The 26,091-nt window shown below is 69.3% G+C and carries 19 protein-coding genes; 11 read left to right on the forward strand and 8 right to left on the reverse strand.

The genetic code is table 11. The annotated features are described in order from the left end of the window. Nucleotides 1-8: 8 nt before the first annotated feature. Nucleotides 9-950: an AEC family transporter gene (locus tag F4554_RS24330; protein ID WP_179789717.1), complete on the reverse strand. Its 942-nt coding sequence runs from the start codon at nucleotides 948-950 to the stop codon at nucleotides 9-11. A 226-nt stretch (nucleotides 951-1,176) separates the two neighbouring features. On the opposite strand from F4554_RS24330, the gene F4554_RS24335 reads away from it, so the two are divergent. After that, complete coding sequence (locus F4554_RS24335) at nucleotides 1,177-1,638, forward strand: hypothetical protein (RefSeq protein ID WP_179789718.1); 462 nt, start codon at nucleotides 1,177-1,179, stop codon at nucleotides 1,636-1,638. Between the two features lie 34 nt (nucleotides 1,639-1,672). Here the strand turns inward: F4554_RS24335 and F4554_RS24340 are convergent, their stop codons facing one another. Beyond that, nucleotides 1,673-2,788 carry a zinc-binding dehydrogenase gene (locus F4554_RS24340; protein ID WP_179789719.1) on the reverse strand — a complete coding sequence of 372 codons (1,116 nt, stop codon included), beginning with the start codon at nucleotides 2,786-2,788 and terminating at the stop codon, nucleotides 1,673-1,675. Nucleotides 2,789-2,807: 19 nt separating this feature from the next. Continuing rightward, nucleotides 2,808-3,854: a glycoside hydrolase family 43 protein gene (locus F4554_RS24345; RefSeq protein ID WP_179789720.1), complete on the reverse strand. Its 1,047-nt coding sequence runs from the start codon at nucleotides 3,852-3,854 to the stop codon at nucleotides 2,808-2,810. Nucleotides 3,855-3,969: 115 nt separating this feature from the next. Here F4554_RS24345 and F4554_RS24350 point away from each other — a divergent pair, with 115 nt between their 5' ends. The 10 genes from F4554_RS24350 (at nucleotide 3,970) to F4554_RS24395 (ending at nucleotide 19,093) form a co-directional block, all read left to right on the forward strand. After that, the gene (locus F4554_RS24350; protein WP_238341393.1) at nucleotides 3,970-4,935 is read left to right on the forward strand and encodes a carbohydrate ABC transporter permease; all 966 of its coding nucleotides are present in this window, start codon (nucleotides 3,970-3,972) and stop codon (nucleotides 4,933-4,935) included. Further along, nucleotides 4,932-5,774, forward strand: a complete 843-nt coding sequence (locus F4554_RS24355) for a carbohydrate ABC transporter permease (RefSeq protein WP_179789721.1) — start codon at nucleotides 4,932-4,934, stop codon at nucleotides 5,772-5,774. Before F4554_RS24350 ends, F4554_RS24355 begins: the two co-directional genes overlap by 4 nt. Beyond that, nucleotides 5,771-7,207, forward strand: a complete 1,437-nt coding sequence (locus F4554_RS24360) for a sulfatase family protein (RefSeq protein WP_179789722.1) — start codon at nucleotides 5,771-5,773, stop codon at nucleotides 7,205-7,207. The genes F4554_RS24355 and F4554_RS24360 overlap by 4 nt, the downstream gene beginning before the upstream one ends. 55 nt (nucleotides 7,208-7,262) lie before the next feature. Further along, complete coding sequence (locus F4554_RS24365) at nucleotides 7,263-9,170, forward strand: glycoside hydrolase family 2 protein (protein WP_337796184.1); 1,908 nt, start codon at nucleotides 7,263-7,265, stop codon at nucleotides 9,168-9,170. Then, complete coding sequence (locus F4554_RS24370) at nucleotides 9,167-10,657, forward strand: sulfatase-like hydrolase/transferase (protein WP_179789724.1); 1,491 nt, start codon at nucleotides 9,167-9,169, stop codon at nucleotides 10,655-10,657. The genes F4554_RS24365 and F4554_RS24370 overlap by 4 nt, the downstream gene beginning before the upstream one ends. A gap of 18 nt (nucleotides 10,658-10,675) precedes the next feature. Next, nucleotides 10,676-12,160, forward strand: coding sequence for a sulfatase family protein (locus F4554_RS24375; protein WP_179789725.1), 1,485 nt, complete (start codon nucleotides 10,676-10,678; stop codon nucleotides 12,158-12,160). Nucleotides 12,161-12,254: 94 nt separating this feature from the next. Continuing rightward, nucleotides 12,255-13,733 (forward strand): ABC transporter substrate-binding protein, encoded by a 1,479-nt coding sequence (locus F4554_RS24380; RefSeq protein WP_179789726.1) that lies wholly within the window; start codon nucleotides 12,255-12,257, stop codon nucleotides 13,731-13,733. A gap of 76 nt (nucleotides 13,734-13,809) precedes the next feature. Continuing rightward, complete coding sequence (locus F4554_RS24385; RefSeq protein ID WP_179789727.1) at nucleotides 13,810-14,844, forward strand: LacI family DNA-binding transcriptional regulator; 1,035 nt, start codon at nucleotides 13,810-13,812, stop codon at nucleotides 14,842-14,844. Between the two features lie 381 nt (nucleotides 14,845-15,225). Then, nucleotides 15,226-16,077 carry an NlpC/P60 family protein gene (locus F4554_RS24390; RefSeq protein ID WP_179789728.1) on the forward strand — a complete coding sequence of 284 codons (852 nt, stop codon included), beginning with the start codon at nucleotides 15,226-15,228 and terminating at the stop codon, nucleotides 16,075-16,077. A gap of 133 nt (nucleotides 16,078-16,210) precedes the next feature. Next, entirely contained in the window at nucleotides 16,211-19,093 is a 2,883-nt protein-coding gene (locus F4554_RS24395) for an eCIS core domain-containing protein (RefSeq protein WP_202889445.1), read from the forward strand. Between the two features lie 51 nt (nucleotides 19,094-19,144). Here F4554_RS24395 and dgoD read toward each other — a convergent pair whose 3' ends face one another. The 5 genes from dgoD to F4554_RS24420 form a co-directional block, all read right to left on the reverse strand. Next, nucleotides 19,145-20,293, reverse strand: coding sequence for a galactonate dehydratase (gene dgoD / locus F4554_RS24400; RefSeq protein WP_179789730.1), 1,149 nt, complete (start codon nucleotides 20,291-20,293; stop codon nucleotides 19,145-19,147). A 41-nt stretch (nucleotides 20,294-20,334) separates the two neighbouring features. Beyond that, nucleotides 20,335-21,282 (reverse strand): NAD-dependent epimerase/dehydratase family protein, encoded by a 948-nt coding sequence (locus tag F4554_RS24405; RefSeq protein WP_179789731.1) that lies wholly within the window; start codon nucleotides 21,280-21,282, stop codon nucleotides 20,335-20,337. After that, nucleotides 21,279-22,046, reverse strand: a complete 768-nt coding sequence (locus tag F4554_RS24410) for a phytanoyl-CoA dioxygenase family protein (RefSeq protein ID WP_179789732.1) — start codon at nucleotides 22,044-22,046, stop codon at nucleotides 21,279-21,281. Before F4554_RS24410 ends, F4554_RS24405 begins: the two co-directional genes overlap by 4 nt. Nucleotides 22,047-22,256: 210 nt before the next feature. Beyond that, nucleotides 22,257-23,141, reverse strand: coding sequence for an aminoglycoside phosphotransferase family protein (locus F4554_RS24415; protein WP_179789733.1), 885 nt, complete (start codon nucleotides 23,139-23,141; stop codon nucleotides 22,257-22,259). A 5-nt stretch (nucleotides 23,142-23,146) separates the two neighbouring features. Then, nucleotides 23,147-25,936 (reverse strand): glycoside hydrolase family 84 protein, encoded by a 2,790-nt coding sequence (locus tag F4554_RS24420; RefSeq protein WP_337796185.1) that lies wholly within the window; start codon nucleotides 25,934-25,936, stop codon nucleotides 23,147-23,149. Nucleotides 25,937-26,091: the final 155 nt, after the last annotated feature.

The raw sequence follows: 26,091 nt of genomic DNA on the forward strand, positions 1-26,091 counted from the left end.
CTGAACTATCAGGCGAGCAGCCAGGTGATCACGATGATCACCGGCAGCGACAGCACGGTGGAGAAGAAGATCGCGTCCCGGGTGAGAACGATCCCACGCCCGTAGCGCATCGCGAACGTGAAGACGTTCTGGGCGGTGGGCAGGGCGGCGATCACCGTCACGGCGAGGAGCGCGTGCCCACTCAGCCCGACGACGTACGCCCCGATCAGGTAGGCGACCAGCGGCTGGACGACGAGCTTCAGCGCCAGGATGGTGGCGACGTGCACCGGTGGTTCGCCGGCGCCGGGCCGGGGGCCCAGCCGCAGCGAGATGCCGTACGCCAGCAGCATCGACGGCACCGCCATCCCGCCCAGCAGGCCGAGCGGTGCGCTGATCGGCACCGGAAGCTTCACCCCGGAGATCGCCAGCGCCAGGCCTATGAGCGAACCGATCGCCAGCGGGTTGCGCAACGGCCTGGTGACACGCAGCAGCAGCCGGCGGCCTCGGGACATGCCGGGTTGGGGGACGTGGGTGACGGCGTCGAGCACCGTGAGTCCGCTCGGCTGGAGTACGAGCAACTGCGCGAGCAGCATCGGCGCGATCAGTGCCGCGTTCCCCAGGGCGTACGCGGCGATCGGCAGGCCCAGGTTGCCGGCGTTCACGTAGGCGGCGGAGAAGGTTCCGATCACGGTGTCCGCGGCGCTTCGCTTCCACACCAGCCGGGCCAGCAGGACGTAGGTGGTGGCCACCACGAACACGCTGGCCAGTGAGGCGATCAGGTTGGCCGACAGCAGCTGGTGCACGTCGCTGCGGCCTAGAACGGTCACCATCAGTGCCGGGCTGGCGACGAAGAACGCTGTCCGGGTCAGGACACGTTGCGCGGTCGCGTCCAGCACGTTCAGGTGGGCGAGGAGGAAGCCCACCCCGATGATCATGCCGATGGTGGCGAACCCGGCCAGCACGCCAGACACTTCGAAGCTCCCTCGGTTTCCGACCGTCGCACGGCATGGTGCCGTGCCGATGACACGGAGACCGAGCCAACCACGTCGGACCGCGCCCGGCGCTACCGGGCCGTGCCGGGCACCCCTCGCGACCGACGGTCGCCATCGTGGTGTTGGTGGAGGTACTACTCTCTGGGAGCGCTTGAGGACGGCGAGCCGCACCTCGACCCCGAGACGTCGATCGATGGGAGGGACGTTGACGCCTGACGTACTCGTGGTAGCCGCACAGCCGGAAGCCGCGTTCTCCCTCACCCAGGTGCGGGTCATGGCGGTTGGATCCGGCATCGCTCTCGCGGTGGCCTTCGGCACTCTGCCACTGGTCTCCCCTCGTTCCAGGAAACCGCTGGGAGTGGCTGCGAGGTTCACCGTCGGACTGATCACGTCAGTGGTTTGCGGCCTCTACGTCTACGGAAGGTCGAGGAGAAGTAGTGACGACGACGCCACAGGACTCCAGCTTTACATCATCGCAACAATGTCCGTGGTGATCATGCGCGTCATTTTCGCAAGGTGGTTCACGAGGGTGGCCCAGGCGCAGCGTTCCGGAAAACAGGTAAAGCCCTTGGGGGCGAAGTGGACCGTGGTCGTCCTGGTCATGTTCGTGACCGTTGTCGCATCCCTCGCCGCCACCCTGACCTGGCTGCCGAGGTTGTGGGCATGACGCACTCGAAAGTGATGGCCTTCAGTTCTTCGCCCTAAAGGGCGGGCTCGAGGACGATCCGCCCGACGGCACCGTCAACGAGAGCCTGACAGGCGTCGTTCACCCGGCTCAGCGGGTAGGTCGGGCCGAGCAACTCGTCCAGCGGGAGCCGGCCCGCGCGATATAGCTCCAGCAGCTTCGGCACGTCCGTGACCGTGTTGGCACTCCCGTACAGGCTGCCGATCAGCCGCTTCTCCTGCTGCACCAGCTGGTTGATCGGGACCTCGAACGTCGTGCCGACCGCGCCGAGCCCGATCGCGACCAGCGTGCCGCCCTTGCGCAGGCACGCCACCGCCTGTTCGAGCGTCGGTGCGCGGCCCACCGCCTCCAGCGCCCAGTCCACACCGTCGGGGCAGATCTCCCGTACGGCCTGCTCGAGGTCGGTCCGGAAGGAGTCGATGGTGTGGGTCGCGCCGAGCCTGGCCGCGAGCTCCAGCCGCCGCGGCACCACGTCGGCGACGATCAGCGGGTACGCACCGGCCAGCCGGCCGCCGAGCACGCAGGACAGTCCGACCCCGCCCGCCCCGATCACGAGGATGCCACTGCGGGCGGCGTCGGTGACGACGTTGAGCACCGACCCGACGCCGGTGATCACGGCACACCCGACGAGCGAGGCGATCCGCGGCGGGATGTCGTCCGGGATCGCGATCACCGACTGCTCGGCGACGACGCAGCGTTCGGCGAAGCACGAGACGCCGAGCAGGTGCCTGACCTCCTGGTCGCCGCGGCGAAGCCGGGTGGTGCCGTCCAGCAGACCGTTGGTGGTGATCTGCACACGTGCGTTGTCACACAGGGCCGGCCGCCCGGACGAGCAGTACGCACACCGCCCACAGCGCGGCCGCCACATGAGTACGACGGAGTCGCCGGGCCGCACCGAAGTGACGCCGGCGCCGACCTGCTCCACGACGCCGGCGCCCTCGTGCCCGGGCACGATCGGGGTCCTACAGGCGAGGTCCCCCGCCAGGTAGTGCAGGTCGGTGTGGCACAGGCCCGCGGCGGTGACCCGGACGAGCACCTCCCCCGCCCGGGGCGCCTGCAGCGACAGCTCCTCGACTCGCAGCGGCGCACCGGGCGCGTCCAGAACCGCAGCTCGTACGGACAGTTCCTCCATGCGGTCAGGCTAGAGCGTCTCAGGCGGGCGGGAGGAAGGCCGGCACCTGCGGGGTGATGCCGTCCGAACCCCAGGACAGGACCGCCGCGTAGACCACCCGCCGCCGGTTCGGGTCGGTCACGACCCCGGTGAACCGGCACGGCTCGTTGTCGGCCGAGCACACCCACGCGTGCAGGAAGATCCGGTCGGGACCGCCGCCACCGGTGACCACGTCGGCTCCGCCCGGCCCGCAGAGTCCGGTACTGGCCTGGTCCACGAGCACGTGCTCGTCCTTGTCGGCGAACGACCACAGGTCCGTCGAACGCCGCCACGCCGTGGAGTAGCGGCACTGGTCGTACCAGTTCGCGGCGGCGAACAGGAAGTAGTAGCCGTCGCGCCGCACCATCACGGGGTTCTCGATGCTGTCGGAGTGCCGGACGAGTTCGTGGCTGAGCTCGCCACGTCCGTGCAGCCCGTCCTGCGACAGCGGGAACATCCGGATGGTGCCCGGTGTCTTCTGCGTCTTGTACAGCAGGTAGCGAGCGCCGTCCTCGTCCTGGAACGGCGACGGGTCGATCACGCCGGCCGTCGGGTCGGGCCGGTCGGCGGCGGGGTCCTCACCACCCAGGATCGGGCAGATCAACGGGGTGGCCGCCGGCTCGTACGGCCCACTCGGCTGGTCGGCCACGGCGGTGCCGATGCAGCGCTGACCGGCGAACCCCTTCGCCTGCGCCGCGTAGTACAGCACCCAGCCGGCCGAGGTGTGCACGGCGTCGGGAGCCCAGACAGCGCCCTTCCCCGACGCCCACTCGCCCCACCGCGACAGAGCGTCCGGCATGGTCTGCCACGGGCCTCTCGGATTGTCGGCCTTGGCGACGCGGGCCAGGCCGCCGGTCATGAAGGCGTAGTAGTCCCGGCCGTCGCGCACGACGCCCGGGTCGGCCGCCTCACCGGTGGGTGCGGCGTAGACCGGCCGCGGCTCCGGTCCGGACGCCTGGGCGACCGACTGACCGGCCACGGCTGACGCCGCCAGCACGGCGAGCGCGCTCAGGTACGCCGCTACGCGCGAGGTTCGATGACTTCGCATGGCTCGACACCTTTCCCGAACTGTGGAGGTGCGGACATGGGGGGAGTTGCTCTTTGCGGTGGTGGTGTAGAACACTTCGTACAACGTAGTACTAAACCCATGGGAGTGTGCACGGTTGAGCGTCGCGACGTTGGAGAACGACGTCCACGAACGGACGTCGCGCCGGGCCGGCGGCAGGCCGCGCGACTCGGGCAGGTCACGGCTGTGGATCTGGTTGTTCCTCACACCGACCGTCGTGCTGTACGGCCTGTACACCGTCTACCCGATCGTCGCGAGCTACTGGTACTCCTTCGTCAGGTGGGACGGTTTCGGATCCGACAAGAGCTGGATCGGTCTGCAGAACTACCGTGACGTGCTCGCCGATCCGCTGTTCTGGAACTCGTTCAAGATCACCGTGCTGTTCATGCTGGTGACGGTCCCCCTGCAGGTCGTCGCGACGCTGCTGATCGCGATCGTGCTCAACTCGCCGAAGATGCCGTTCTCGACGTTGTTCCGGACCGCGTTGTTCCTTCCGGTGGTCACCACCACCGCGATCGTCGGCGTCGTGATGCAGTTCGTCTTCGATCCCGCCAGCGGACCGATCAACCTGCTGCTGACCAGGCTCGGCCTCCTCTCCGAGGGCATCAACTTCCTCGGCGACTCCTCCACCGCGTTGTGGACCGTGGCCGGCGTCTACGTCTGGAAGTGGTTCGGGATCACGCTCGTCTACTGGCTGGCCGCGCTGCAGACCATTCCGAACGAGGTGTACGAGGCGGCCCGGATCGACGGCGCGGGCCCGTGGAAGCTCATGCGGCACGTCACGATGCCGCTGCTGCGGCCCTTCCTTGTCATCATCACCCTGCTGTCGCTGGAGGCGACGCTGAAGGTGTTCGACCTGATGCTCACCATGACCGGCGGCGGGCCGTTCTACGCCACCGAGGTCGTGGAGATCTACATCTACCGCTGGGCGTTCGCCGCGACCGTCCCCCAACTCGGCTACGCCTCCGCGGCCGCCGTGATCTTCGGGCTGTTCGTGTGCCTGGTCGGGCTGTTCCAGTTGCTCGGGATCAGGGCCGTGCGCCGGTCGGGAGGTACGGCATGAGCGCGGCCCGGATCGCGCGCCGGCTGCCGTGGTGGATCGCTGCGGCCTTCCTGGCCGTCGGATGTGCGCTGTGGGTCTACCCGTTCGTGTGGATGGTCGCCGCGTCCCTGAAGGACCAGATGGAGGTCTTCGCCTCCGGGCTGTCGCTGGTCCCGAAGTCGCCGGTGTGGGCCAACTACGCACGGGCGTGGAACGACGCACACTTCGGCCGCTACCTGCTGAACACCGTGGTCGTCACCGTCGTGACCGTCGTCGTGGTCGTCGTCCGCTGCGCGATGGCCGGCTACGTACTCGCGCGTCACCAGTTCGCCGGCCGTAAGGTGATCATGGTCGTCCTGGTGGCGACGCTGTTCGTTCCGACCGGCTACACGGTCATCCCGGTGGTCGACCTCTCCCAGCGGCTGGGCCTGCTGAACTCCCTGGGCGGGATGGTCGTCGCGCTCAGCGGCGGCGCCCACGTCGCGGCGATCCTGCTCTATCTCGGCTACTTCCGCCAGATTCCGCGCGAGCTCGAGGAGGCCGCGATCGTCGACGGCGCGGGCTTCTGGTCGATCTTCTTCCGGGTCATGCTGCCGCTGGCTATGCCGGTGACGGCCACTGTCACGCTGTTGACGTTCCTCGCCACCTGGAACGCGTTCTTCCTGCCACTGGTGTTCACGTTCTCCCGGCCGGACCTGCGGACGCTGAGCGTCGGCATGCTGGCGTTCGTCGGCGAGAACTCCACCGACTGGTCGGGTATGGCGGCCGCGGCGACCATCTCGCTGCTGCCGGTCGTGGTGATCTTCGTGTTGTTGCAGCGCTACTTCGTCGAGGGAATCGCGGGAGCGGTCAAGTCATGACACCGAACATCCTGTTCATCTGCACCGACCAGCAGCGTTTCGACGCGCTCGGTGCGTCCGGCAACGAAGAGATCGAGACGCCGCACCTGGACCATCTGGCCGAGCAGGGCGTGCTGTTCGAGAACTGCTACGTGCAGAACCCGGTGTGCGGACCGTCGCGGGCCAGTCTGATGACCGGCCGCTACGTCGCCAACCACGGCCTGTGGGCCAACGGCGTGGGCCTGCCGGACCACGAACGCCTGTTCACCAGGGATCTGGCCGACGCGGGGTACGACTGCGGGCTGGTAGGCAAGCTGCACTTGTCAGCGTGCTTCGCCGGGCGCACCGAGCGGCGGCTCGACGACGGCTTCCGGGTGTTCCGGTGGGCGCACGACCCCTACCCCGGTTCGTCGGAGAACGCCTACCACCGGTGGCTGCGGGCCGCGCATCCCGACCTGCACGCCGACGCGCTCGACCCGGCGTCGCCGGTGACGTTCGACTCGATGCCGACGCAGGCGCACTACAGCCGGTGGATCGGCCTGGAGACGCAGGAGTTCCTGCGCACCGGACGCGAACCCGACAAGCCGTTCTGCTTCGTGGCGAACTTCTTCGACCCCCACCACGGCTTCGGCGCGCCGCCGGAGTACGTCGACCGCTACGACCCGCAGGCGCTGTCCAGGCCGGTGACCACTCCGGACGAGCTGGCGACCAAGCCGGCCATCTACACCGAGGCGTCGAAGGAGTCCTACGCCGGACACGCCAAGGGCTTCGTGGAGTACACCGAGGACGAACTCCAGCAGGTGAAGGCCGCCTACTACGCCATGGTCACCCTGGTCGACGACGAGGTGGGACGCATCCTCGCCACCCTGGACGAGGAGGGCCTGGCCGAGAACACCGTCGTGGTCTTCACCAGCGACCACGGCGAGATGCTCGGCGACCACCAGCTCATGCTCAAGGGCCCGATGATGTACGACTGCTCGGTCCGGGTTCCGCTGCTGATGCGCTGGCCAGGTGTGCTGCCGGCCGGTGAACGCCGGTCCGAACTCGTGCAGTGGATCGACCTCGCTCCCACGTTGCTGGAGGTGGCCGGCCTCCCGCCGCTGGCCCGCGGTCAGGGCACCAGCCTGCTCCCCCTGGCCCGCGGCGACTCCGCCGCGTGGACGCGGGACTGGGCGTTGTCGCAGTACCGCAACAGCGGTCACCCCTACGACCCGCCGGTGCACACCACGATGCTGCGGCACGACCGCTGGAAGCTCGTCGTCCACCACGATGACCCCGCCAGCACGAGGGCTCGGACCGGTGAGCTCTACGACCTCGTCGCCGATTCCCGTGAGGTCACCAATCTGTGGGACGACCCCGCACATGCGGGTGACCGGCTTGCCCTGCAGGAGAAGCTCCTCGACGTCCTGGTCGCCACCGAGGACCGCAGCCAACCCCGTGACGCCTTCTGGTAGGCCGAAGCGACAGCTGCCAGGCCAGGAACGAACGCGTGCCACCGAGAGGACATCCGTGACCAACCCGACGACCGAGCCGTCCGCCGACCCGACGGCCGATCCGTCCGCGCACCCCCGCCCGCAGTTCCGCCGCGAGACGTGGACCGACCTGTGCGGCGTCTGGCGCTTCGCCTACGACGACGGCGACCAGGGCCTGGTGCAGCGGTGGTTCGAGTCCGAGAGGGCGGACGCGTTCGACCGCACCATCAGGGTTCCGTACCCGCCGGAGTCGAAGCTGTCGGAGGTGCACGACCCGGGCTTCCACCCGGTGGTGTGGTACGAACGGACGTTTGCCGTCGCTCCTCCGGCGTCCGGCGAACGCGTCCTGCTGCACTTCGGTGCCGTCGACTACTCCGCCACGGTGTGGGTCAACGGCATCCAGGTCGGTGGCCACGAGGGCGGGCACACGCCGTTCACGTTCGACATCACCGGGGCACTGCGCGGCGGTGGTGAGCAGACTGTCGTCGTCCGCGCGGAGGACCTGCCCACCGACGCGAGCCAGCCACGAGGCAAGCAGTGCCGGTCCCTCGAGCCGGAGGGGATCTTCTACGACCGGACCACCGGGATCTGGCAGCCCGTCTGGCTGGAGACCGTCCCGGCCGTCCACGTCGCCGACCTCGCGTGGACCTCCGACCTGGAGGCCGGCACCGTCCAGCTGGAGTTGACACTCAGCCGGGCGCCGGCCTCGCCGGTCGAACTCGACGTCCGGCTGGACCTCGCCGGCGAACTCCTCGTCCGGCAGACGGTCCGGGTTGGCGAGCAGACGTCCCGTACCGTCCTCGCCGTTCCCGACCTGCTCGGTGGCCGGGCCGGCCGGCTCCTGTGGTCGCCCGAGTCACCGACCCTTGTCAACGCCACCTTGGCACTGCGCGGTGGCGACGAACCGGGTGACGAGGTGTCCAGCTACGTAGGGCTGCGCAGCGTCGGCTTCCGGGACGGGCTGTTCCTGCTCAACGGCCGGCCGTACTACCTGCGGATGGTGCTCGAACAGGGTTTCTGGCCGCAGTCGCACCTCGCCGCGCCCGACGCGGACGCGCTGCGCCGCGAGGTCGAGCTGGTCAAGGAGCTCGGCTTCACCGGCGTCCGTATCCACCAGAAGGTGGAGGATCCCCGCTTCCTCTACTGGTGCGACCGTCTCGGCCTCCTGGTGTGGGGAGAGATGGCCAACACCTTCGAGTTCTCCACCCGGGCGGTCGACCGGCTGACCCGGGAGTGGACCGAGGCCGTACGCCGGGACCGGAGCCACCCCTGCGTCGTGTGCTGGGTGCCGCTCAACGAGAGCTGGGGCGTACCCCACATCGCGACCTCCGAGCAGCAGCGCAGCTTCGCCACCGCGCTCTACCACCTGACCAGGGCGATCGACCCCACCCGTCCGGTGATCTCCAACGACGGCTGGGAACACACCGAGAGCGACGTCTGGGGCGTGCACGACTACACGCCTCGCGGCGCGAGCATCGAGGAGCGGTACGGCAGCCCCGAGGCGCTTCGCCGGACCCTCTACGGGCCGGGGCCGGGACGGCGCAAGGTGATGCTCACCGAGCCCGTACGCGAGGGCCAGCCGGTCGTGCTCACCGAGTTCGGCGGCCTGTCCTACCTGCCCGGAGCCGACGACAAGTGGTTCGGCTACAGCACGGTCGACTCTCCCGAAGCGCTGCGCGACCGGTTCGGCGAGCTCGTCGGCGCCATTCTCGACTCCGCCGAACTGGCGGGGTTCTGCTACACCCAGCTGACCGACACCCAGCAGGAGCGCAACGGCCTGCTCACCGAGGACCGGACGCCGAAGGTGCCGGTCGAGCAGGTCCACGAGATCGTGACCGGAGCAAGCCGCGCGATCCCGGCGGAGGAGGTCGACGCCTACCGCCGGGCGACGAGGCAGGCGCAACGACAGCAGCGGAACCGGCCCGAGAAGGAGACGCCCCGGTGAGCGCGCCACGACCGAACATCCTGCTGGTGATGACCGACCAGCACCGGGCCGGCTTCACCGCCGGCGAGGGGTTCGGGCTGGACACGATGCCGTTCCTGGACTCGGTCGCCGCGTCAGGGACCCGCTTCCGCAACGCCTACACGACGGCGCCGGCGTGCGTGCCGGCGCGGACCAGCCTGCTGACCGGGCGCTTCCCGTCGGCCCATCGCGTACGCCAGAACTCCGCGACCAGGGAGGTGCTCCGTGGGGAGGACCTGCTGGACGTGCTCGCCACCTCGGGCTACTCGCTGCACTTCGCCGGCAAGACCCACATGTATCGCCGCGAGGACGACTTCGACTCCTTCGCCGGTCCGTACTGGCACGAGCGCGGGCCGGACTCCACCGACGAACAGCGGGACTTCTCGGCCTGGCTGCGGTCGATCGACCACGGCCCGACCCTCGAACCGACGGTGTTTCCGCTCGAGTGCCAGTATCCGTACCGCATCGTCGACGACGCGATCGAGGCGCTGGACCGACGTGATCCGGACCGGCCCTTCTTCGGCTGGGTGTCCTTCCCGGAGCCGCACAACCCCTACCAGGCGCCCGAGCCCTACTTCTCGATGTTCCCCGAGGAGGACGTGCCCGACCGCGCGTGCGGGCCGGAGGCGGCCCGGGCCAAGGGTGGTGCGTGGAAGTGGCTCGCCGACCTGCTGGAGGAGAAGCGGCCGGGCTACGACCGGCTGTGGCGCCGCTACCGCGCCACCTACTGCGGCATGCTGCGGCTGATCGACGACCAGATCCGCCGGCTGCTCGGTCACCTCGAGGAGCAAGGCGTCCTTGACAACACCCTCGTAGTCTTCGTCGCCGACCACGGAGACTATGTCGGCGACTACGGCCTGCAGCGCAAGGGCGCCGGGATGCCGGAGGTGCTGATGCGGATCCCGTTCGTGCTGACCGGGCCCGGCGTGGTCGCCACGGACAACACCGCCGACCACGTGTCCCTGGCCGACCTGTTCCCCACCCTGTGCGAGGCGGTCGGTGCGGACATCCCGTACGGCGTGCAGGGCCGCAGCCTGTGGCCGGTGCTGACCGGCGGCGACTACCCGGCCGAGGAGTTCGCGAGCGTCTACGCCGAGCGCGGGTACGGCGGGATCCCGTACGACGAGGACCAACGGCCACCGCTGCACTTTCCCTACGAGGGAACGAAGTACGACGAACTCAACAGCGTCACCCAGAGCGGCACGTCACGCATGGTCCGGCAGGGCCGGTGGAAGCTCGTCTACGACGTGACCGGCCGCGGGGAGCTCTACGACCTGGCCGAGGACCCGATGGAGCTGTCCAACCGGTGGGGCGACCCGGAGGTGGCCGAGATCCGGGCCGCACTGACCGAGCAACTGCTGTGGTGGTCGACCCGCGTCGTGGACGACCTCCCCCGCGCGGCGTACGAGCCACGACGTGCACCGCACAACCATCTCGCACCGTTCACCGTCCGCCGCGAAGGACGCTGACACACGAAGGGTGGTCCCATGCCCGGCGAGGACCGGCAGCGGCCACGGCACACCCCGCGCGACGTCGTGGTGGTGATGACCGACCAGCATCGCGCGGACCTGTGCGCACGCGAGGGCTTCGGCGTCGACACGACCCCGACGCTCGACCGGCTGGCTCGTGCCGGCCGTTGGTTCGATCGCGCCTACACCTCGTCGCCGTTGTGCGTTCCCGCGCGGATCAGCATGCTGACCGGCCGGTTCCCCAGCGCCCACGGGGTGCGTACGAACAGGGCCTACGGCAACCCCAGCTACGGCAGGGACCTCGTCGACGTCGTGGCCGGCGCGGGCTTCCGGACCGCCCTCGTCGGAAAGAACCACTCGCACCTGGTTCCGAACCGGCTCGACCACTGGGTGGAATACGGACACCTCGGCCGCCTGCCCCGGTCCGCGGCCACGGGGCCGGACCAGGAGTTCGACGACTGGCTGCACGACCATCCGGGTACGACACCAACGGCGACGCCGTTTCCGCCGGAGGTTCAGATCCCGGCGCGCCTGGTCGACGAGGCCATCCGGTGGCTCGACACCGCCGCACCCACCGAGCGTTCGTTCCTGTGGCTGTCGATCCCGGAGCCGCACGTCCCCTACCAGGCCCCCGAGCCGTACTTCTCCGCGTACGCGCCCACCACCGTGCCTCCGGCCGCCACGACCCTCGAGGCGCTCGACAACCGCGACCTGGCCTGGCGTTACGCCGGCAGGCTCGCCGAACTGTCCGGCGAGGCCAAACCGGACGTGCTCGCGCGTGCCCGAGCCAACTACGTCGGGATGCTGCGCCTCGTGGACGACCAGATCGCCAGACTGGTCCGCCACCTCGAGAACACGGGTCGGCTCGACGACACCCTCCTCGTCTTCGTCTCCGACCACGGCGACTTCGCCGGCGAGTACGGCCTGATGCGCAAGGGACCCGGCCTACCGGAGGTGCTGGCACGGGTCCCGATGTTCTTCCACGGCCCCGGTGTGGTGGGAGAGCCCGGACCGAGCCCGGCCCACGTCTCGATCGTCGACATCCTCCCGACCATCTGTGAGGTCCTCGGCCAGCCGGTGCCCGAGGGGGTGCAGGGCCGCAGCCTTGTCCCCATGTTGAGCGGCGACGTCGCCGGCGACCACGACTTCCTGAGTGCCTACGCGGAGCAGGGATTCGGGGGCATGCCGTACGAGGAAGCGGATCTGGGTGATGCGGAGCCCGGTGTCCGCCGGCTCGACGACGGGCGCGTCGTGGTCGACGCCGTGAACGTGGTGACACACAGCGGAGCACGCCGGATGGTTCGCCGCGGGAGATGGAAGCTCGTGGCCGACGTCACCGGCGCGGTTCAGCTCTTCGATCTCGCCGAGGACCCGTTCGAAACCCGGGACCTTTCGGCGGTACCGGCACTGGCGGCGACCAAGGCGGACCTGCTGGCGGACCTCACCGCATGGATGCTGCGCGCCACCGACGCACAACTCGACCGGTCCGGCGGCTCCGCCTGATCACACTCACGGGGGCTCGCACGAAGAAGAGCGCTTCTGTCACCCGCCGACGGCGACGGCGACGGTGCGGCGCATCGAACAGAAAGAAGGCAGCATGATCAACAGGCGAAAGTTCCTGGCCTCGGGTGGTGCTCTCCTCGGTGCCGTCGGGCTCGGCGCGTGCAACACGGCCCCGAGTACGTCCGAAGGGTCGGGCGGATCACACGCCGGTGGTGGTGGCGGCGGCGGCAAGGGCGGGGTCCTGCGCTGGTGGGACCAGTTCGAGCCGCGCGCGGACCTGCACAAGGAGATCTTCGCGGAGTTCGAGAAGTCCTCCGGCGTTCACGTCGACTACACCGTCTACAACCCGAACAAGCAGGGGCAGGCCCTGCAACTCGCGTTCAGCAGCAAGCAGATGCCGGACGTGTTCACGACCGCCGGACTTGGTGTTCCTGCCGCGCGGCTGCGCAAGCAGGGCTGGTTCGCGCCGATCGACCTTGACGAGCAGGCGCTGGCGGCGATACCGAAAGCCGCGTTCCTGGAGGGATTCACCCACTGGAACGGCAAGCTGTACTCGCTACCGCTGGCCTCCTTCCGCCAGTACACGACCCTGACGTGGTACAACACCGACCTGGTGAAGAAGGCCGGCGGTGATCCCACGCATGACCTCGCCACCTGGGACGGCGTGCGAGCGACCGCCCGCAAGATCAAGCAGAGTGGCGGCGGGGCGTACGGCTGGATCGCACCACTGCAGTTCGCCGCCAGGATGGGTGAGCACGTCGAGGACCTCGCCCAGGCAGGCGGCGGCGTGGGCGGAGTCGACCCGCGCACCGGTGAGTACACCTACGGAAGCGATCCGTACGTCCACGCGGTGGAGTTTCTCCAGTCGATGAAGAGCGACGGAGTCCTCTTCCCCGCCTCCTCCTCTCTCGACGCCCGCACGGCGCGGGCGCGCTGGACCACCGGGATCGCCGGCGTGTTCTTCGACGGCCCCTGGAACGTCGGCGTGATCAAGGACGGATTCAAGCAGTTCCTCGGCAAACTCGGCGTCGCTCCCGTCCCGGTCGCCGAGGCAGGGCGTACGCCCGTGCTCTACAGCGCACCGAAGCCGGGAGACTTCTGGCTCTCTGCGAGTTCGAAGCTGCCCGACAAGGCCTCCGAACTGCTCGGGCGGTTCGCCACCAAGGACGTCATGCTTCGCGAGGCCGAGCAGATGGACGGCATGCCGGTCGATCTCTCCCTGGTGGACAAGGCCGACGTCCATCCGACCTTCAAGCAGGCTGCCGCCTTCTACAAGGAACAGGTCAAGCTCGCGCCAAGCCCCATCGCCCGGAACGCCGCCGTGTCCGACGTCATCGCCGAGATGAAGCCCATCGCCCCCGACCTCGGCACCCTCGTCCAGGGCGCGCTCAGCGGCCAGGTGAAGGATGTCAGGAAGGCGTTGACAGACTACGCCGGGAAGCTGACCGCCGAGCGGGCGCGGGCGATCAAGGTGGTCGCGGGCAAGGGCGCCAAGGTCAGCGAGGACGACTGGAAGTTCGACGACTGGAAGCCCGGAGAGGACTACGGCACCGACAAGTACGGCTCCTCCTAGGTCGGGAACCCCGCGGGCCACGGCTCGGGTTGTACTCTCAGGCGGGCCCCCTGGGCAGCTGAGGAGAGTGGGTCGAATGCGCGCGACGATCAGGGACGTTGCCAAGCTGGCGGGAGTGTCGATCAAGACGGTCTCCAACGTCCTGAACGACTATCCCTACCTGACGCCCGCGACGAAGGAGAAGGTCGAGCGTGCGCTGGCCGAACTCGACTACCGGCCCAACATCTCGGCCCGAAACCTTCGTCGCGGGCGCACCGGCCTGATCGCGCTCGCGCTCCCGTCGATGCGCAGCCCGTACTTCGCCGAGATCGCCCACCTCATCGTCAAGGAGGCCGAGACCCGCGACCTCACCGTCCTCATCGACTGCACCGAAGGTGCGCGCGAACGCGAGCAGCTGGTGGCCGAGGGGTTCCGGAGTCACCTCATCGACGGGATGATCCTGCAGCCGTGGTCGCTGACGGCTGCCTACCTGCGCAACCGGCCCGACCGGACACCGCTGGTCCTGCTCGGCGAGCGGCTGCAGCGGTCCGCCGACAGCGTGGCCATCGACAGCCGGGCGGCGGCAGCGGCGGCCACCGAGCACCTGATCGGACTCGGCCGCCGCCGGATCGCCGTCATCGGGGCGCCGCCGCAGTCTCAGGGCGCCAAGCGCCCGCAGGAGTCCGGCCGGCGGCAGCAGGGCTACACCGACGCACTCGCGCGGGCGGACCTGCCGTTCGACCCCGCGCTCGTCGTCCACCAACTCGAGCACTCCCCCGAAGGCGTCGCCGCCGCCGTCGACGAACTGCTCGCCTCGGCCGGTGACTTCGACGCGCTCTTCTGCTTCAACGACCGCGTCGCTCTCGGGGCGATCCGGACCCTGCACTCGCGTGGCTGGCGCGTTCCCGAGGACGTCGCGGTGGTGGGGATCGACGACATCGAGGCCGCCCGGCTGAGCACTCCGTCGCTGTCGACGATCTCCCCGGACAAGCAGATGATCGCGCGGACGGCACTGGACATGCTGGTCGAGCGCATCGACGGCCTCGACCGCCCGGCGCGGCGGGTGGTCGCGGAGTTCGAGCTGGTTCCGCGGGAAAGCACCCTCGGCGCCGACGGGGCGGGTCAGGAGTAGGCGACGCCGGCCTCAGGGCTCAGCGCGTTTCGGCCTCCAGGTCACCGAACAGCCACTCCATGCCCACGTACAGCGAATACCGGCATAACCCCCGAGCAGTCGCCAACTGGCTGAGTTGTATATTTATCGGTACGCCTGGATCGACGCCCGATTCCGGCCGACTAATGTGCGATAGGTCACATTGAAAGCGGCGAATTCGCGTCCGAAATGCGAATGACAAACCAGGTCGAATTGGTTGCTTGTCATCCATTCCGTCATTAGTTGATCATGGTGTCGCGAGAGCGTACCACTTGAGCCGGATCGTATTCCCCCGAACACAATGCGCCGTTACGTCCGTATGCGAACGTCTACCCCTTCTGCGGCAAGAGAAGGGGTAGTTCCTTGAATTTCTTTCAACGGCTTGGCGCCGTCCGATATCTTCTGGCAGGGCTGGCCGTCGCTCTGGTCGCGGTAGGCGGCACCGTCGCCGTCGGCGCGGTGAGGTCCGATGGCACGCCACCGAAGAACGCCTCGGCTGACCTGGCTGCGCCGACCCCCACCAAGAAGGCGACCGCCCGGCCGACGCCCACCCCGACGGCGACGAAGCGGGCCACCCCCAAGGCCACGCCGAAAGCGACGCCGAAGGTGACCAAGCACAAGAGCAAGCCCAAGGCCAAGGCCAAGGCCAAGGCCAAGCCGGCCAGGACGAAGAAGGCCGAGGCCAGGAAGGTCGCGAAGAACAAGCCGGCTCCGGCCGTGAAGAGCAGGACCGTCAAGCACAGGGCCAAGCCGGCACCGAAGTCGGTCACGGACGGCCGCATCAGCCGCACCGAGGTCCTGGCGCGGGCGCGCACCTGGCTCACCGACCCGTCGATCAGCTACGACATGAACGGAAGCGCCGCGGCACCGGACGGTGTGATGTACCGAAGCGACTGCTCCGGCTACGCCTCGATGGCCCTGCACCTCGACGCTCCGGGCCGGAGCACCGTCGACCTGCCCGACGTCACCCACGTCCTTGGCAGCAAGGACGACCTGAAGCCGGGTGACCTGCTCGGCATCATGGGTTCGGCCACCGGCGGCGCCGGCGGGCACGTGATGATCTTCGTGAAGTGGAACGACACGTCGCACTCGAGCTTCACCGTGTACGAGCACAGCGGCAACCCGGACCGCCCGCACAAGAGCGTCTACGACTGGCCGATCCAGGACTCGCGCGGCGCCTACCTCCCGTACCGCTACGACAAGATCGTGAACTGACCCCCGTCCGTACGCCGACGTGGTCGGCACGAGCCGTGGGATGTATGAAGACGTGGGTGGCGGCCCGGGCGTAAAGGCCGTCGCGACGCTAACGTGAGAGACGATGCGTCGCGACCACAGCCTGGGACCTTCGATGGGACGTCTCACCCGACCGTTGCCACTGCTCGACCAGCAGGGCGGCCGCCGATTGCCGGCCGCCCTGCTGGAACGCCTTGGACAGGGACTGCGAGCCGACCTGTCCGCGGTGCGGATCCACACCGACCCAGCAGCGGACCGCTGCACCAGGCTGCTGCGGGCGGACGCGTTCACCTGCGGCAGCCACGTCTTCTTCCGTGCGGGCGCCTACCGGCCCGACACCACCGCCGGCTTCCGGCTGCTGGCGCACGAGGCCGCTCATGTCGTTCAGCAGGCGCGTGCCGCGCAGTCCGGGGTGGCGCCGGCCGCGACGTCGGAGCAGGACGCCGACCGGTGCGCCGACCTGCTCGTGGCCGGGCGGCGAGCGGCCGGTCCGTCTGCCGATCCGACGGTCGTACGCCCGGGCCTGACCGGTGTCGTCCAGCGGCACGTCTCCTACGAGCACCGGGTCCTCGGCGACCTGGCCACCGACGACCTGGTGGCGATCTCGCCGCCCCGCGCCGGCGCCGCTGCCACCGGCGGACGCAGGCAGGAGATCCTCGACCGGCAGATCCGCCTGTGCGAACTGTGGCGGAACGACCCGACCGTGGTCACCGAGGAGCAGATCCGCCGCGTGTGCCCGTGGATCCGGACGCTGCGGCTCGGCCCTGACCAGGTGCTCGCGACGTACGGCGAGGTGAACGCACTCCCCGACTATCTGGCCAATGCCCCCGCCCTGGAGGCGCTGGACGAGGGCCACCTGCTGCCCATCCTCCAGACGATCCGACAGGAGGGCTACAACAACCTCACCCGGTTGCGGAGCGGCTCGGATCCGCAGGCGTTCTTCGCCCGGTCGGCTTCTCCGCCGTACGACTTCGAGATGGTCACCAGGCTGGTGAAGTGGGACGAGCTGGACGAGCTGACCCGCGACCTGGGCGTGCTCCGGGAGGACCACTTCCGTGGGCTGCTGGCCCGAAACGCCTGCCACTTCGCGCCGGCCTCGTGGTATCGCTGGGAGACCTCGCACCTCATCGCCCGCGACCTGGCCAGGCAGGCACACGCCACCGGTGACGCGGCGCTGGCGCGACGAGCCTGGACCTTCGCCGGCTACGCCGACCACTTCCTGCAGGACTCCTTCGCCGCGGGCCACCTTGTCAACAAGACGTTGATAATGCAGTGGTTCGTGGAGTGGGCCGCGGGCCAGGACCTCGTGCCGGTGGCGGACCTGGACGTCATCTCGACCATGACGGCGGACCGTCAACCCGGCCTTGCCGGCTTCCACCTGTACGACGACAGCTACACCGGGCCGTCCAACGACCCCCAGACCGCGCAGGAGCTGCCGACCCCCGAAGAACGGATGCGTGCCAGCGGTTTGGTCCTCGACCAGTCCGACAACAGGCATGCGGTGTACCAGAAGTACCTCCGGTTCCTGGCCAACGACGCGGCACAGCTGTCGTGTGCCATGGCGCACGACTACTACAACAGCCACTCCCTGTGGGTCGCCTCGTCGGCGCACCCGGAGCCGTACGAGGTGTGGGGCGACGCCACGTTGCTGACCGGCCCGGACGGAGCCGAAGGCATCCGTCAGACCAGCGGCGCCGCGCAGTTGGCGCAGGCGTCGGTGGAGGAGATCATCCGTACCGGCGAGATGTCGGTCGGCGCGAAGGACATCCGTCGCCACTTCCCCACGATGGTTCGCACCGAGGCGGGCGACCTGGAGCCGGTGGCCGCGTGGAACACGGGCCGGCGGGAGTTCTTCGAGGAGAACATCTTCTCGGCGTTCCTGCCGGCGCTGCAGAACATCCTGGTCCGGTTGTTCTCCCCTCGGCTGGGCGTGGTCTCCCAGGACCAGGACCTCGCGGAGGTGTGGGGTCAGGAACTCCACAGAGCCGACGACCGTCCGGTGGACGTCGTGGAGTCCGCAGGACGCCTCTTCGCGGGCGCGAACGGCCACGCGTACGAGATCGAACCCACCAAGGGAAGCGTCCAGGCCGGTCGCCGCGTCGCGGACCTGGGACTGTTCGGCAGTCACGCCACCCGGCTGGCCACCGACGGGAGCACGCTGTTCGTCGGCGTCCACGGGCGCCTGCACGGTCTGACGCTGTCCGACCTGACCCCGCGGTGGGAGTTGTCGCTGCACGGGCCGAACCCGGTCGACCGCGGGCCGGTCAACGTGCTGTGGGACGGACACCGGCTGCTCGCGGGATACTCCGGCCGGGTCTATGAAATCGATCCCACATCTCCGACCCTGCTGCACAGACATCGCCTCGAGCACACCCTTGGCTTCGGCGGCCACGAGACGACTCTGGCCGGCGACGGTGAGATGGTGTTCGCCGGGACGCCCGGCCACGTGTACGGCATGACCTCCGCGGACCGGAAGGCCCGATGGGGTGTCGACCTCACCAAGGTCGGCGGGCGACCGTCCCGGCCCGTCTCGGTGCTGTGGCACGACGGTCGGCTGCTCGCGGGCTCCGCCGGCCACCTCTATGACATCGATCCCACAACCGGTGCGGTGCTGCACCTGCTCGCCCTGACCGACAACGCCGGGGACCATCCGATGTCGCTGTCCTCCGGTGCCTCGACGGTGATCGCGGCGGTGGACGGACGGGTGTACGCGGTCGACCTGGACGACTGGTCCGGGGCCCGCTGGTGGGTCGACCTCGACCACGACGAGGACGAGGAGCCCGGTCCGGTCAGCGTGTCCCTGCGTGGGCAACGGCTGTTCGTGGGTTCGCACGGCCACCTGCACCACCTGGATCCGGCGACCGGCCGGGTCCGCAACAGCCTGCCCCTGCGGCATCCGGTCAGCTTCGGCGACTTCGCCACCACCATCACCGCGTCCGGCAGGTTCCTGTACGTCGGCATGCACGGCCACGCGTACCAGGTGCTGGTCAACAACTGACGGTGGCGCCCGGACGTCAAGTCACCCTTGACGTGGCCCGCGAACGGACACTCAGAGCTCGGCGAGCGACCCGTCGGGATGGCGCCAGGGAGTGATCCGGTAGCTGTGCCCGATCTGCGCGGCCCGGCGTACCGCCTGCTCGTCCACCTCGATGCCGAGCCCGGGACCACGCGGCCGGAGCAGATGGCCGTCCACCATCGTGAAGGGCTGCTCGTCGACCAGCCCGGCCAGCACCTCGCTGCCTCCGTCGGCCTCCAGACCGAGCGCCTGTTCCTGGACGAGGAAGTTGGGACTGGCGAGGTCGACCTGCAGCGACGAGGCCAACGCGAGCGGGCCGAGTGGGCAATGAGGTGCCAGCGACGCGCCGAACGTCTCGGCCACCACGGCGATCCGGCGTACCTCGGAGATCCCTCCGGCATGGGAAAGGTCCGGCTGGGCGACGGCGATGCCTGCCTGCAGAGCGGGGAGGAAGTCACCGCGGGAGAAGAGGCGCTCACCGGTCGCGATCGGGATACTGGTGCCGGCGACGATCTCCGGCAGCAGGTGGCCGAACTCCGGCAGCACCGGTTCCTCCACGAACAACGGCTCGAACGGCTCCAGCAGCGGGAGCACGCGGCGGGCCATCGCCGGTGAGAACCTGCCGTGGAAGTCGATCGCCACATCGCGTTCTGGTCCGAGGACCTCGCGGACCGCGGCGACCCGGCGCAGGAGCAGGTCGGTCTGGGCCGGCGTGTCGATCGGGCCGAGCGTCCCGGGGCAACCGAGCAGCTTCACGGCGGTGAGGCCGTGGGCGACGGCCCGGGCCGCGCTGTCGGCGATCGACGCCGCGTCGTCGCCGGCGACCCAGGCGTACATGCGAACCCGCTCCCGGACCGGCCCACCGAGCAGCTCGTGCACGGCGGCCCCGCGGACCTTGCCGGCGATGTCCCACAGGGCCTGGTCGATCCCCGCCACCGCGCTGGCCAGGATCGGACCACCACGGTAGAAGGCACCCTTGGTGAGCAACTGCCAGTTGTCCTCTATCCGCAGCGGATCGGCGCCGGCCAGCAGCTCGGCCAACTCGTGCACCGCCGTCCGCACGGTGCCCGCTCGTCCCTCCAGCACCGGTTCGCCCCAGCCGGCCACTCCCTCGTCGGTCTCGACGCGGACGAACAACCACCGCGGGGGTACGAGAAACGTCTCCACCCTGACGATCTTCATCGGCTCACCGGTCACTTCGTCGCCGCCGGCACCCCTGCCGGTTATCCCGGGTACCAGACGATCCGAGGGTCTTCGGGACTTCGCTGGTAGGCCCAGGCCTCGTCGATCAGGAGTTCGGTGTCGTACTTCGGTTTCCAGTCCAGCAGCAGCTTCGCCTTGGCGTTGTCCAGCCAGGTCGAGTGGTGCGGCGTCGGCACCTTCACAGCCGGCAGCCCACGCGTGCTCGCGAGATGGTCCACCACGTGCTGGTAGTCGACCGGCTCGTCCATGCAGATGTTGAAGGTCTGGCCGAGGGCGGCCGGGTGGTCCAGCGCGATCGCGATCGCCTCGACCAGGTCGCTGACGTGGACGAAGTTGCGCTTCAGCGGACGCCCGTCGGCGTCCAGCGCCAGTGGAACCGCACCGTCGGGAACGTCACCGTCCACGAGCTCGCGCCACGGCGGCCCGCCGAACTGGTCGGTGCCGAACGACAGGGAATACCTGAAGTCGTCCCGGTCCATGATCCAGGGCGCTCGCAGACAGGTGGAGTTCAGGCCGTACGCGATCTGGTACTGCTCGAGCATGACCTCCTCGAGCACCTTCGACAGCGCGTAGCACCCCTCGTACGCGGTGTGCCGCTGTGACTCGGTCACCGGCACCGGGTGCTTGTAGACGAAGTGGCCGACGGCCGCGTCACCGCCGATGAGGACGAACCGCTCGAACGTCGGACTCTCCCGCGCCTCCTCCAGCAGCCAGAACAGTCCCTTGACGGCCACGTCCATGATCTCGTCGGGCGTCTCCTTGCACGTCGCCAGATGGACGACGTGGGTCACGCCCGCCATGGCCCGGCGTACGGCATCCCGGTCGGCGATCGAGCCGAACACCGACTCGACACCGTCGACGTCGAGACTCCGGTTGTGGCAGAGCGCGCGGATCTCGCAGGTCCCCTGGAGGCGGTCGACGAGAGCCCGGCCGACCTTGCCGGTGGCACCGGTGACGAGCAGCCTCATGAGTTCTGCCACTGCGGAAGGTCGAGGATGACACTGCCCTGCAGGTCCTTGCTCTCCTTGCGGGCGCGGGGGCCGTCGAAGAACTGCTCCTCGTCGAAGAGCCAGGGCCGCGTGCCGCCGTCGGCCTCGTACCGTGCCCGCAGGTCGGCGAGCATGCCGTCCCCCCGGCCGTACGACGGCCACTTCACCCCGGACTGGCAGAACGACATGTCGATGAAGAAGCGCGGGCTGCCCTCGCCACCCGGCTTGGCCCGGCGTGCGTGCCACATCCCCGAGTGCACGATCAGCATCGAGCCGGGCGAGACGTCGTCGACCGTGATCGACCCCGGCAAATCGGAGTCACCGAGGAACGTCAGTGCGTTGCTCTCCACTGCGAACCGCTGCGAGCCCGGCACCAGGAGAAGGTCGCCGATCGTGCCGTTGAGCCCGTTGAGGTAGAAGAACACGTGCACCATCAGGTGCGCACGGTTGGTCTGCGGGTACTGCTCGTAGTCCTGGTGCCAGGCCACTCCGCGGGTGCCGGCGTCGTGCCGGGCGGCGTGGATGTGGTGGAAGACGTACCGCTCGCCGCCCATCACCTTGTCCACCTGCTCCAGGGCCCGCGAGTGCCAGGTGAGCTCCCCGATCTGCTCGTTCTCGTACGCGTTCCGCTGCGGCCTGGCAGACGCGTGTGCGTCGACGGCCGCCTTCAGCGTGTCGATCTCTTCCTTGCCGAGGAAGTCCGGGAAGACCGCGTACCCCTGCTCCTGGAATGAATCCAGCATCACTTTCCCCTTCGGCAGCCCGAACCGGCTGCGTCGACCAACAGGAGGGAGCTCTGCGCACATCGGCACGGCAGTGGGCGGACATCACGCAAGACCAACTCAGGACGCTAGCCGCGCCCCGATTTGGGTGTCAACGAGGCCCGCCGCCATGCCGGTACCGGCCTTCGCCGGAAAGTCGTTCGCGGTCACGGACGCGCTGTGGATCGCCGGCTAGGCGGATGCCAGGGCCCGATCGAGTGCGGCCCGGCCCGCGGCTCCCCACGTCGGCTGGCCGCCTGGTAGGCCGCGTTCCCATGCCTGGCCGATCCCGATCAGGGAGACGCCACGCAGGACGGCCCACGCACGTGCCCGCCGGATCGTCGCGTCGTCGGCGATCGCGTACGACTCGAAGAAGCGTGAGACGGCAGCTACCGGCAGCAGAAGCCACGCCGCGGCGAGGTCGGTCGCCGGGTCGCCGGCACAGAGTTCGCCGAAGTCGAGTACGCCGGACAGCGTGCCGTCGGAGGTGACGACGTTCGCCGGGTGGAGGTCACCGTGGACCCACGTCGGCGGGCCGTTCCAGCCAGGGGCTGCAAGGCCGTCGTTCCAGACGGTACGAACCGCGGCGCGCACGTCACTGGAGGCGACCGCCTCGAGCTTCTGGTCGAACTCCTGCGCGACGGCGCTGAGGGGTACGCCGCGCTTCGGGTTCGCCGGCGCCTCGGCCGGCGCGCCCACGTGGAGGGCCCGGAGGAAGGCCGCCAACATCTCCGCCGCGGGCATGCCGCGGCTGATCGGAGCGCGGTCCGCGGGCCGGCCCGGAACCCAGGCGGTGACGATCCACGGCTTCGGGAAACGCACGGACGGCTCGCCGTACCGAACCGGAACCGGCACGGGCAGCGGGAGTCGCGGCGCCAGGGTGGGCAACCACCGTTGTTCCTTCCGAAGAAGGGACGGCGCGCGTGGAGTGAGCGGCATGCGAACCGCCAGATCGTCCCCCAGACGCCACAGCTGGTTGTCCCACCCGCCGGCCACCTGACGGAGACCCAGCTCGGCAAGATCCGGATGCTGCTCACGCAACAACGAGCGCACCATGACCTCGTCGATCTCGGACATCTGCGTCAGCGGACGCCTGTGCTGCCACCGCGGGCGTACCGGAAGACGATCTCGGCCACCTCGGGCGGCGGGGAGCCCTGCGCCCACACCAACCGGACGGCGTCGGTCTCCTGCCCACCCGCGGAGAGCTCGGTGAAGTCGGGAGCCAGCGTGCCCAGCGTGCGCCAGCGACCTGAGCCGTCACGCACCTGAACCGTCGCCCGGACGTCGGACGCCGACAGGACGACGACGCTGGCCAGTGGCCGGCTCGTCGACGCCGTCACGACGAGCGCGTCACCAGCTGCCGGGCTCGACGCCGCGCGGTACCACGCGTGGACGTCGCCGTCGGCCGCGGCCCGAAGTGACGAGCCGTCGGCAGCGGCCGGCCCTCCTGACACCGAGTACGTGACGTCGTGGGAGTCGCGTACCTCGACCGAGAACTCCCGCACCACCAGCCAGTAGCCGTCGTTGCCGCCGGTGACCCGGTAGCGGACGTACCTCGCGCTCGTCCCCGCCGGAGCGCTTGCCCGGACCTCCGCCGTGGTGCCCGTGGTGAGAGTCGTCCACGACTGTCCGTCGGCGGAGTACTCGAGCGTGCCGGCGTGGATGTAGTCGTTCGGGCTGCCCGACTTCGACATCAGGACGGCGATGTCACCGATCTCGTGCACCGCACCCAGGTCGAGACCCACGACGTCGCCGGGCGAGGGCGCGCCGTCGGTCCAGTAGAACGTGCCGGGATCGCCGTCGACCATGCGTTCCGGCGCGTTGTCGGCGTACGTCCCGAGCGTCGTCACCGGCACGGGCCGGGTCTTCGTCAGCCCGAGCCAGTGGTCGTTGGCCTCCTCGGCGTCGGCGACGAACTTGTCCAGCACACCGTCGGCGATCCGCGGATACGTGCTGTTGTGCGGAGCCCTGGAGTCCCGGATCGCCTTCGCCCGCGCGATCAGGGGGGCGATCTGCTGCCGGTCCCGCCACGCCCGCGCTCCGTCGCCGGTCTCCTGGGCGTCGAGCATGTCCAGCGCCGTGAGTCCGGCCTTCGCCCACAGCTCGGTCGCGTCCAGCCAGGCGGCCGCCTCGGGCACGAACCGCGGGTCCGTCACTCCGGCGCGGATCACGCCCGGCGCCTTGCCGAGGGACTGGACGTACGTCCGCAGCGCCGCGATCGCCGCACCGCGGTCACCGGCCTCCCACGAAGACCAGAAGGTGTCGATCCGCTGGCGCAGTTCGGGAGCCTGCGTCTTGTGCAGCGTTCCGTCGTAGGTCGACACGTCGGCGAACACCCGCAGCGCGGCGGCCGTGGCGGCGTCCCCGCCGGCGAGTTCGTTCAGCCCCGCCTCCCACGCCGCCCGATCGTCGAACGTCGCGTCGTGCCAGGAGAAGTCGGCGAAGGAGAACAACGCCGGCTTGCTCGCCGCGGCCTGGTTCGACGGGTTGGAGATGACGCCGACCACGTGGTCGGACAACCCGCGCTCCCGCCCGGTGTAGGGGCCGAGCGGCAGCCGGCCGGCGATGTAGTCGTTGACCGGATAGTTGTCCCAGACCAGGACCTGGTGGCCGAACACCTTCTTCGCCGCGGCGGCCTGGGCGTTGGTGATCGTGGCCGGGACCACCCCCACACCGGTCCAGTGCACGACGACGTGTGGGTCGAGGTTCTCCCGAATGGCCTTCTTGTACGGCGACTCGGTGGTGTTGTAGTACTCCGTCGGCACCATCTGCAGCGGAGCCACGTCACCCTTGCTGTCAACCCACGCTTGCACGCGGTTGAGGAGGTACGCCTGTGCCTTGCCCGCACCAGCCGCACCGGTCCCGAACATCGCCGGATCCTGGTCGCAGTGCCAGGTGTTGTAGTCGATGTCGTCCAGCGGCACGTTGAACGACCGCCCGCCGAGAGCGTAGATCGCGTCGAACTTCGCCAGCAGCGCGTCGAGGTCGGCCTTGGAGGAGTAGCAGATCGACAGCCCCGGCGACAGTGCGAACGTGAAGTCGACGTGGTTCTGGCGCGCCCGGTCGACCAGCGTGCCGAGCTCGGCGAGCTTGTCCGCCGGATAGGGGTCGCGCCAGCGTTCACGGTGGTACGGGTCGTCCTTCGGGGCGTACTCGTAGGTGTTCATCTTGTGCGCGCCGAGGTAGTCCACGTGGTCGAGCCGGTCCGCCTGGGTGTAGGGCGTTCCGTAGAAGCCCTCGATCGAGCCGCGGTAACGCATGCTCGGCCAGTCCCGGATCGCGACCCCGGGCAGCTGGTCCCGGCCCGCGTGCGGCAGCACCAACTGCCGGAGCGTCTGGGCGGCGTAGTAGGTGCCGTCCGCGTCGACCCCGCCGAGCACGACGTGCTTGCGGTCGTCGGGAGTACGACCGGTGGCGAGCACGTAACCCTCTGCGGGCAGTCCCGACGGACCGTCGACCCCCAGCCTGGCAAGGACTTCCGCGCCGCCGCCGAGCCACACCGTCACCGGTGTGTGCGGATCCTGACCGTCGGTGGCACGGATGTCAGTGACACCCGCCCGGGTGAGCGTGTCCCTGACCACCTTCTCCGCCGCGGCATCCGTCGTAGGTCCTCGGACCAGACCCACGACCGGAGTGACCGGGAAGCCGTCGTCCCGGGACGTCTCCTGCTGAGGAGTCGGCCACACCTTCGGCACGTCGGCCATAGGGCCGGCCGGGGCAGGGCCGGCCGGGGCAGGGCCGGCCGGAGCGGCGACGGCTCCTGACGCCGAGGCGTCCTTCAGTGCGGCCGAGGCCGACAGGACCGCTCCGGACATGGGCACGAGCACCGCCGCCGCCAGAATGGTCAGGGCTGCTCTCAGTCGGGCGGCCACCGTGCCTCCTCACCTGTCACGTCGTCGCGTACGACGTGACTCCGGATTGCATGACTCTGCACTACCTGACTCGCACTACGTGACCCGGCATCACGTGACTCTGGATGACCGGGCGCGGACGCAAAGAGATCATCTCGGTCCCAGGCATCCTCCGG

The organism is Actinopolymorpha rutila (assembly GCF_013407855.1).
Lineage (GTDB): Bacteria > Actinomycetota > Actinomycetes > Propionibacteriales > Actinopolymorphaceae > Actinopolymorpha > Actinopolymorpha rutila.

Excerpts from the sequence above, each read along its gene's own strand:
- F4554_RS24340 (WP_179789719.1), bottom strand. The coding sequence starts at position 2,788 with ATGGAGGAACTGTCCGTACGAGCTGCGGTTCTGGACGCGCCCGGTGCG.
- F4554_RS24345 (WP_179789720.1), bottom strand. The coding sequence starts at position 3,854 with ATGCGAAGTCATCGAACCTCGCGCGTAGCGGCGTACCTGAGCGCGCTC.
- F4554_RS24355 (WP_179789721.1), top strand. The coding sequence starts at position 4,932 with ATGAGCGCGGCCCGGATCGCGCGCCGGCTGCCGTGGTGGATCGCTGCG.
- F4554_RS24360 (WP_179789722.1), top strand. The coding sequence starts at position 5,771 with ATGACACCGAACATCCTGTTCATCTGCACCGACCAGCAGCGTTTCGAC.
- F4554_RS24375 (WP_179789725.1), top strand. The coding sequence starts at position 10,676 with ATGCCCGGCGAGGACCGGCAGCGGCCACGGCACACCCCGCGCGACGTC.
- F4554_RS24380 (WP_179789726.1), top strand. The coding sequence starts at position 12,255 with ATGATCAACAGGCGAAAGTTCCTGGCCTCGGGTGGTGCTCTCCTCGGT.
- F4554_RS24385 (WP_179789727.1), top strand. The coding sequence starts at position 13,810 with ATGCGCGCGACGATCAGGGACGTTGCCAAGCTGGCGGGAGTGTCGATC.
- F4554_RS24395 (WP_202889445.1), top strand. The coding sequence starts at position 16,211 with ATGGGACGTCTCACCCGACCGTTGCCACTGCTCGACCAGCAGGGCGGC.
- dgoD (WP_179789730.1), bottom strand. The coding sequence starts at position 20,293 with ATGAAGATCGTCAGGGTGGAGACGTTTCTCGTACCCCCGCGGTGGTTG.
- F4554_RS24405 (WP_179789731.1), bottom strand. The coding sequence starts at position 21,282 with ATGAGGCTGCTCGTCACCGGTGCCACCGGCAAGGTCGGCCGGGCTCTC.
- F4554_RS24410 (WP_179789732.1), bottom strand. The coding sequence starts at position 22,046 with ATGCTGGATTCATTCCAGGAGCAGGGGTACGCGGTCTTCCCGGACTTC.
- F4554_RS24415 (WP_179789733.1), bottom strand. The coding sequence starts at position 23,141 with ATGTCCGAGATCGACGAGGTCATGGTGCGCTCGTTGTTGCGTGAGCAG.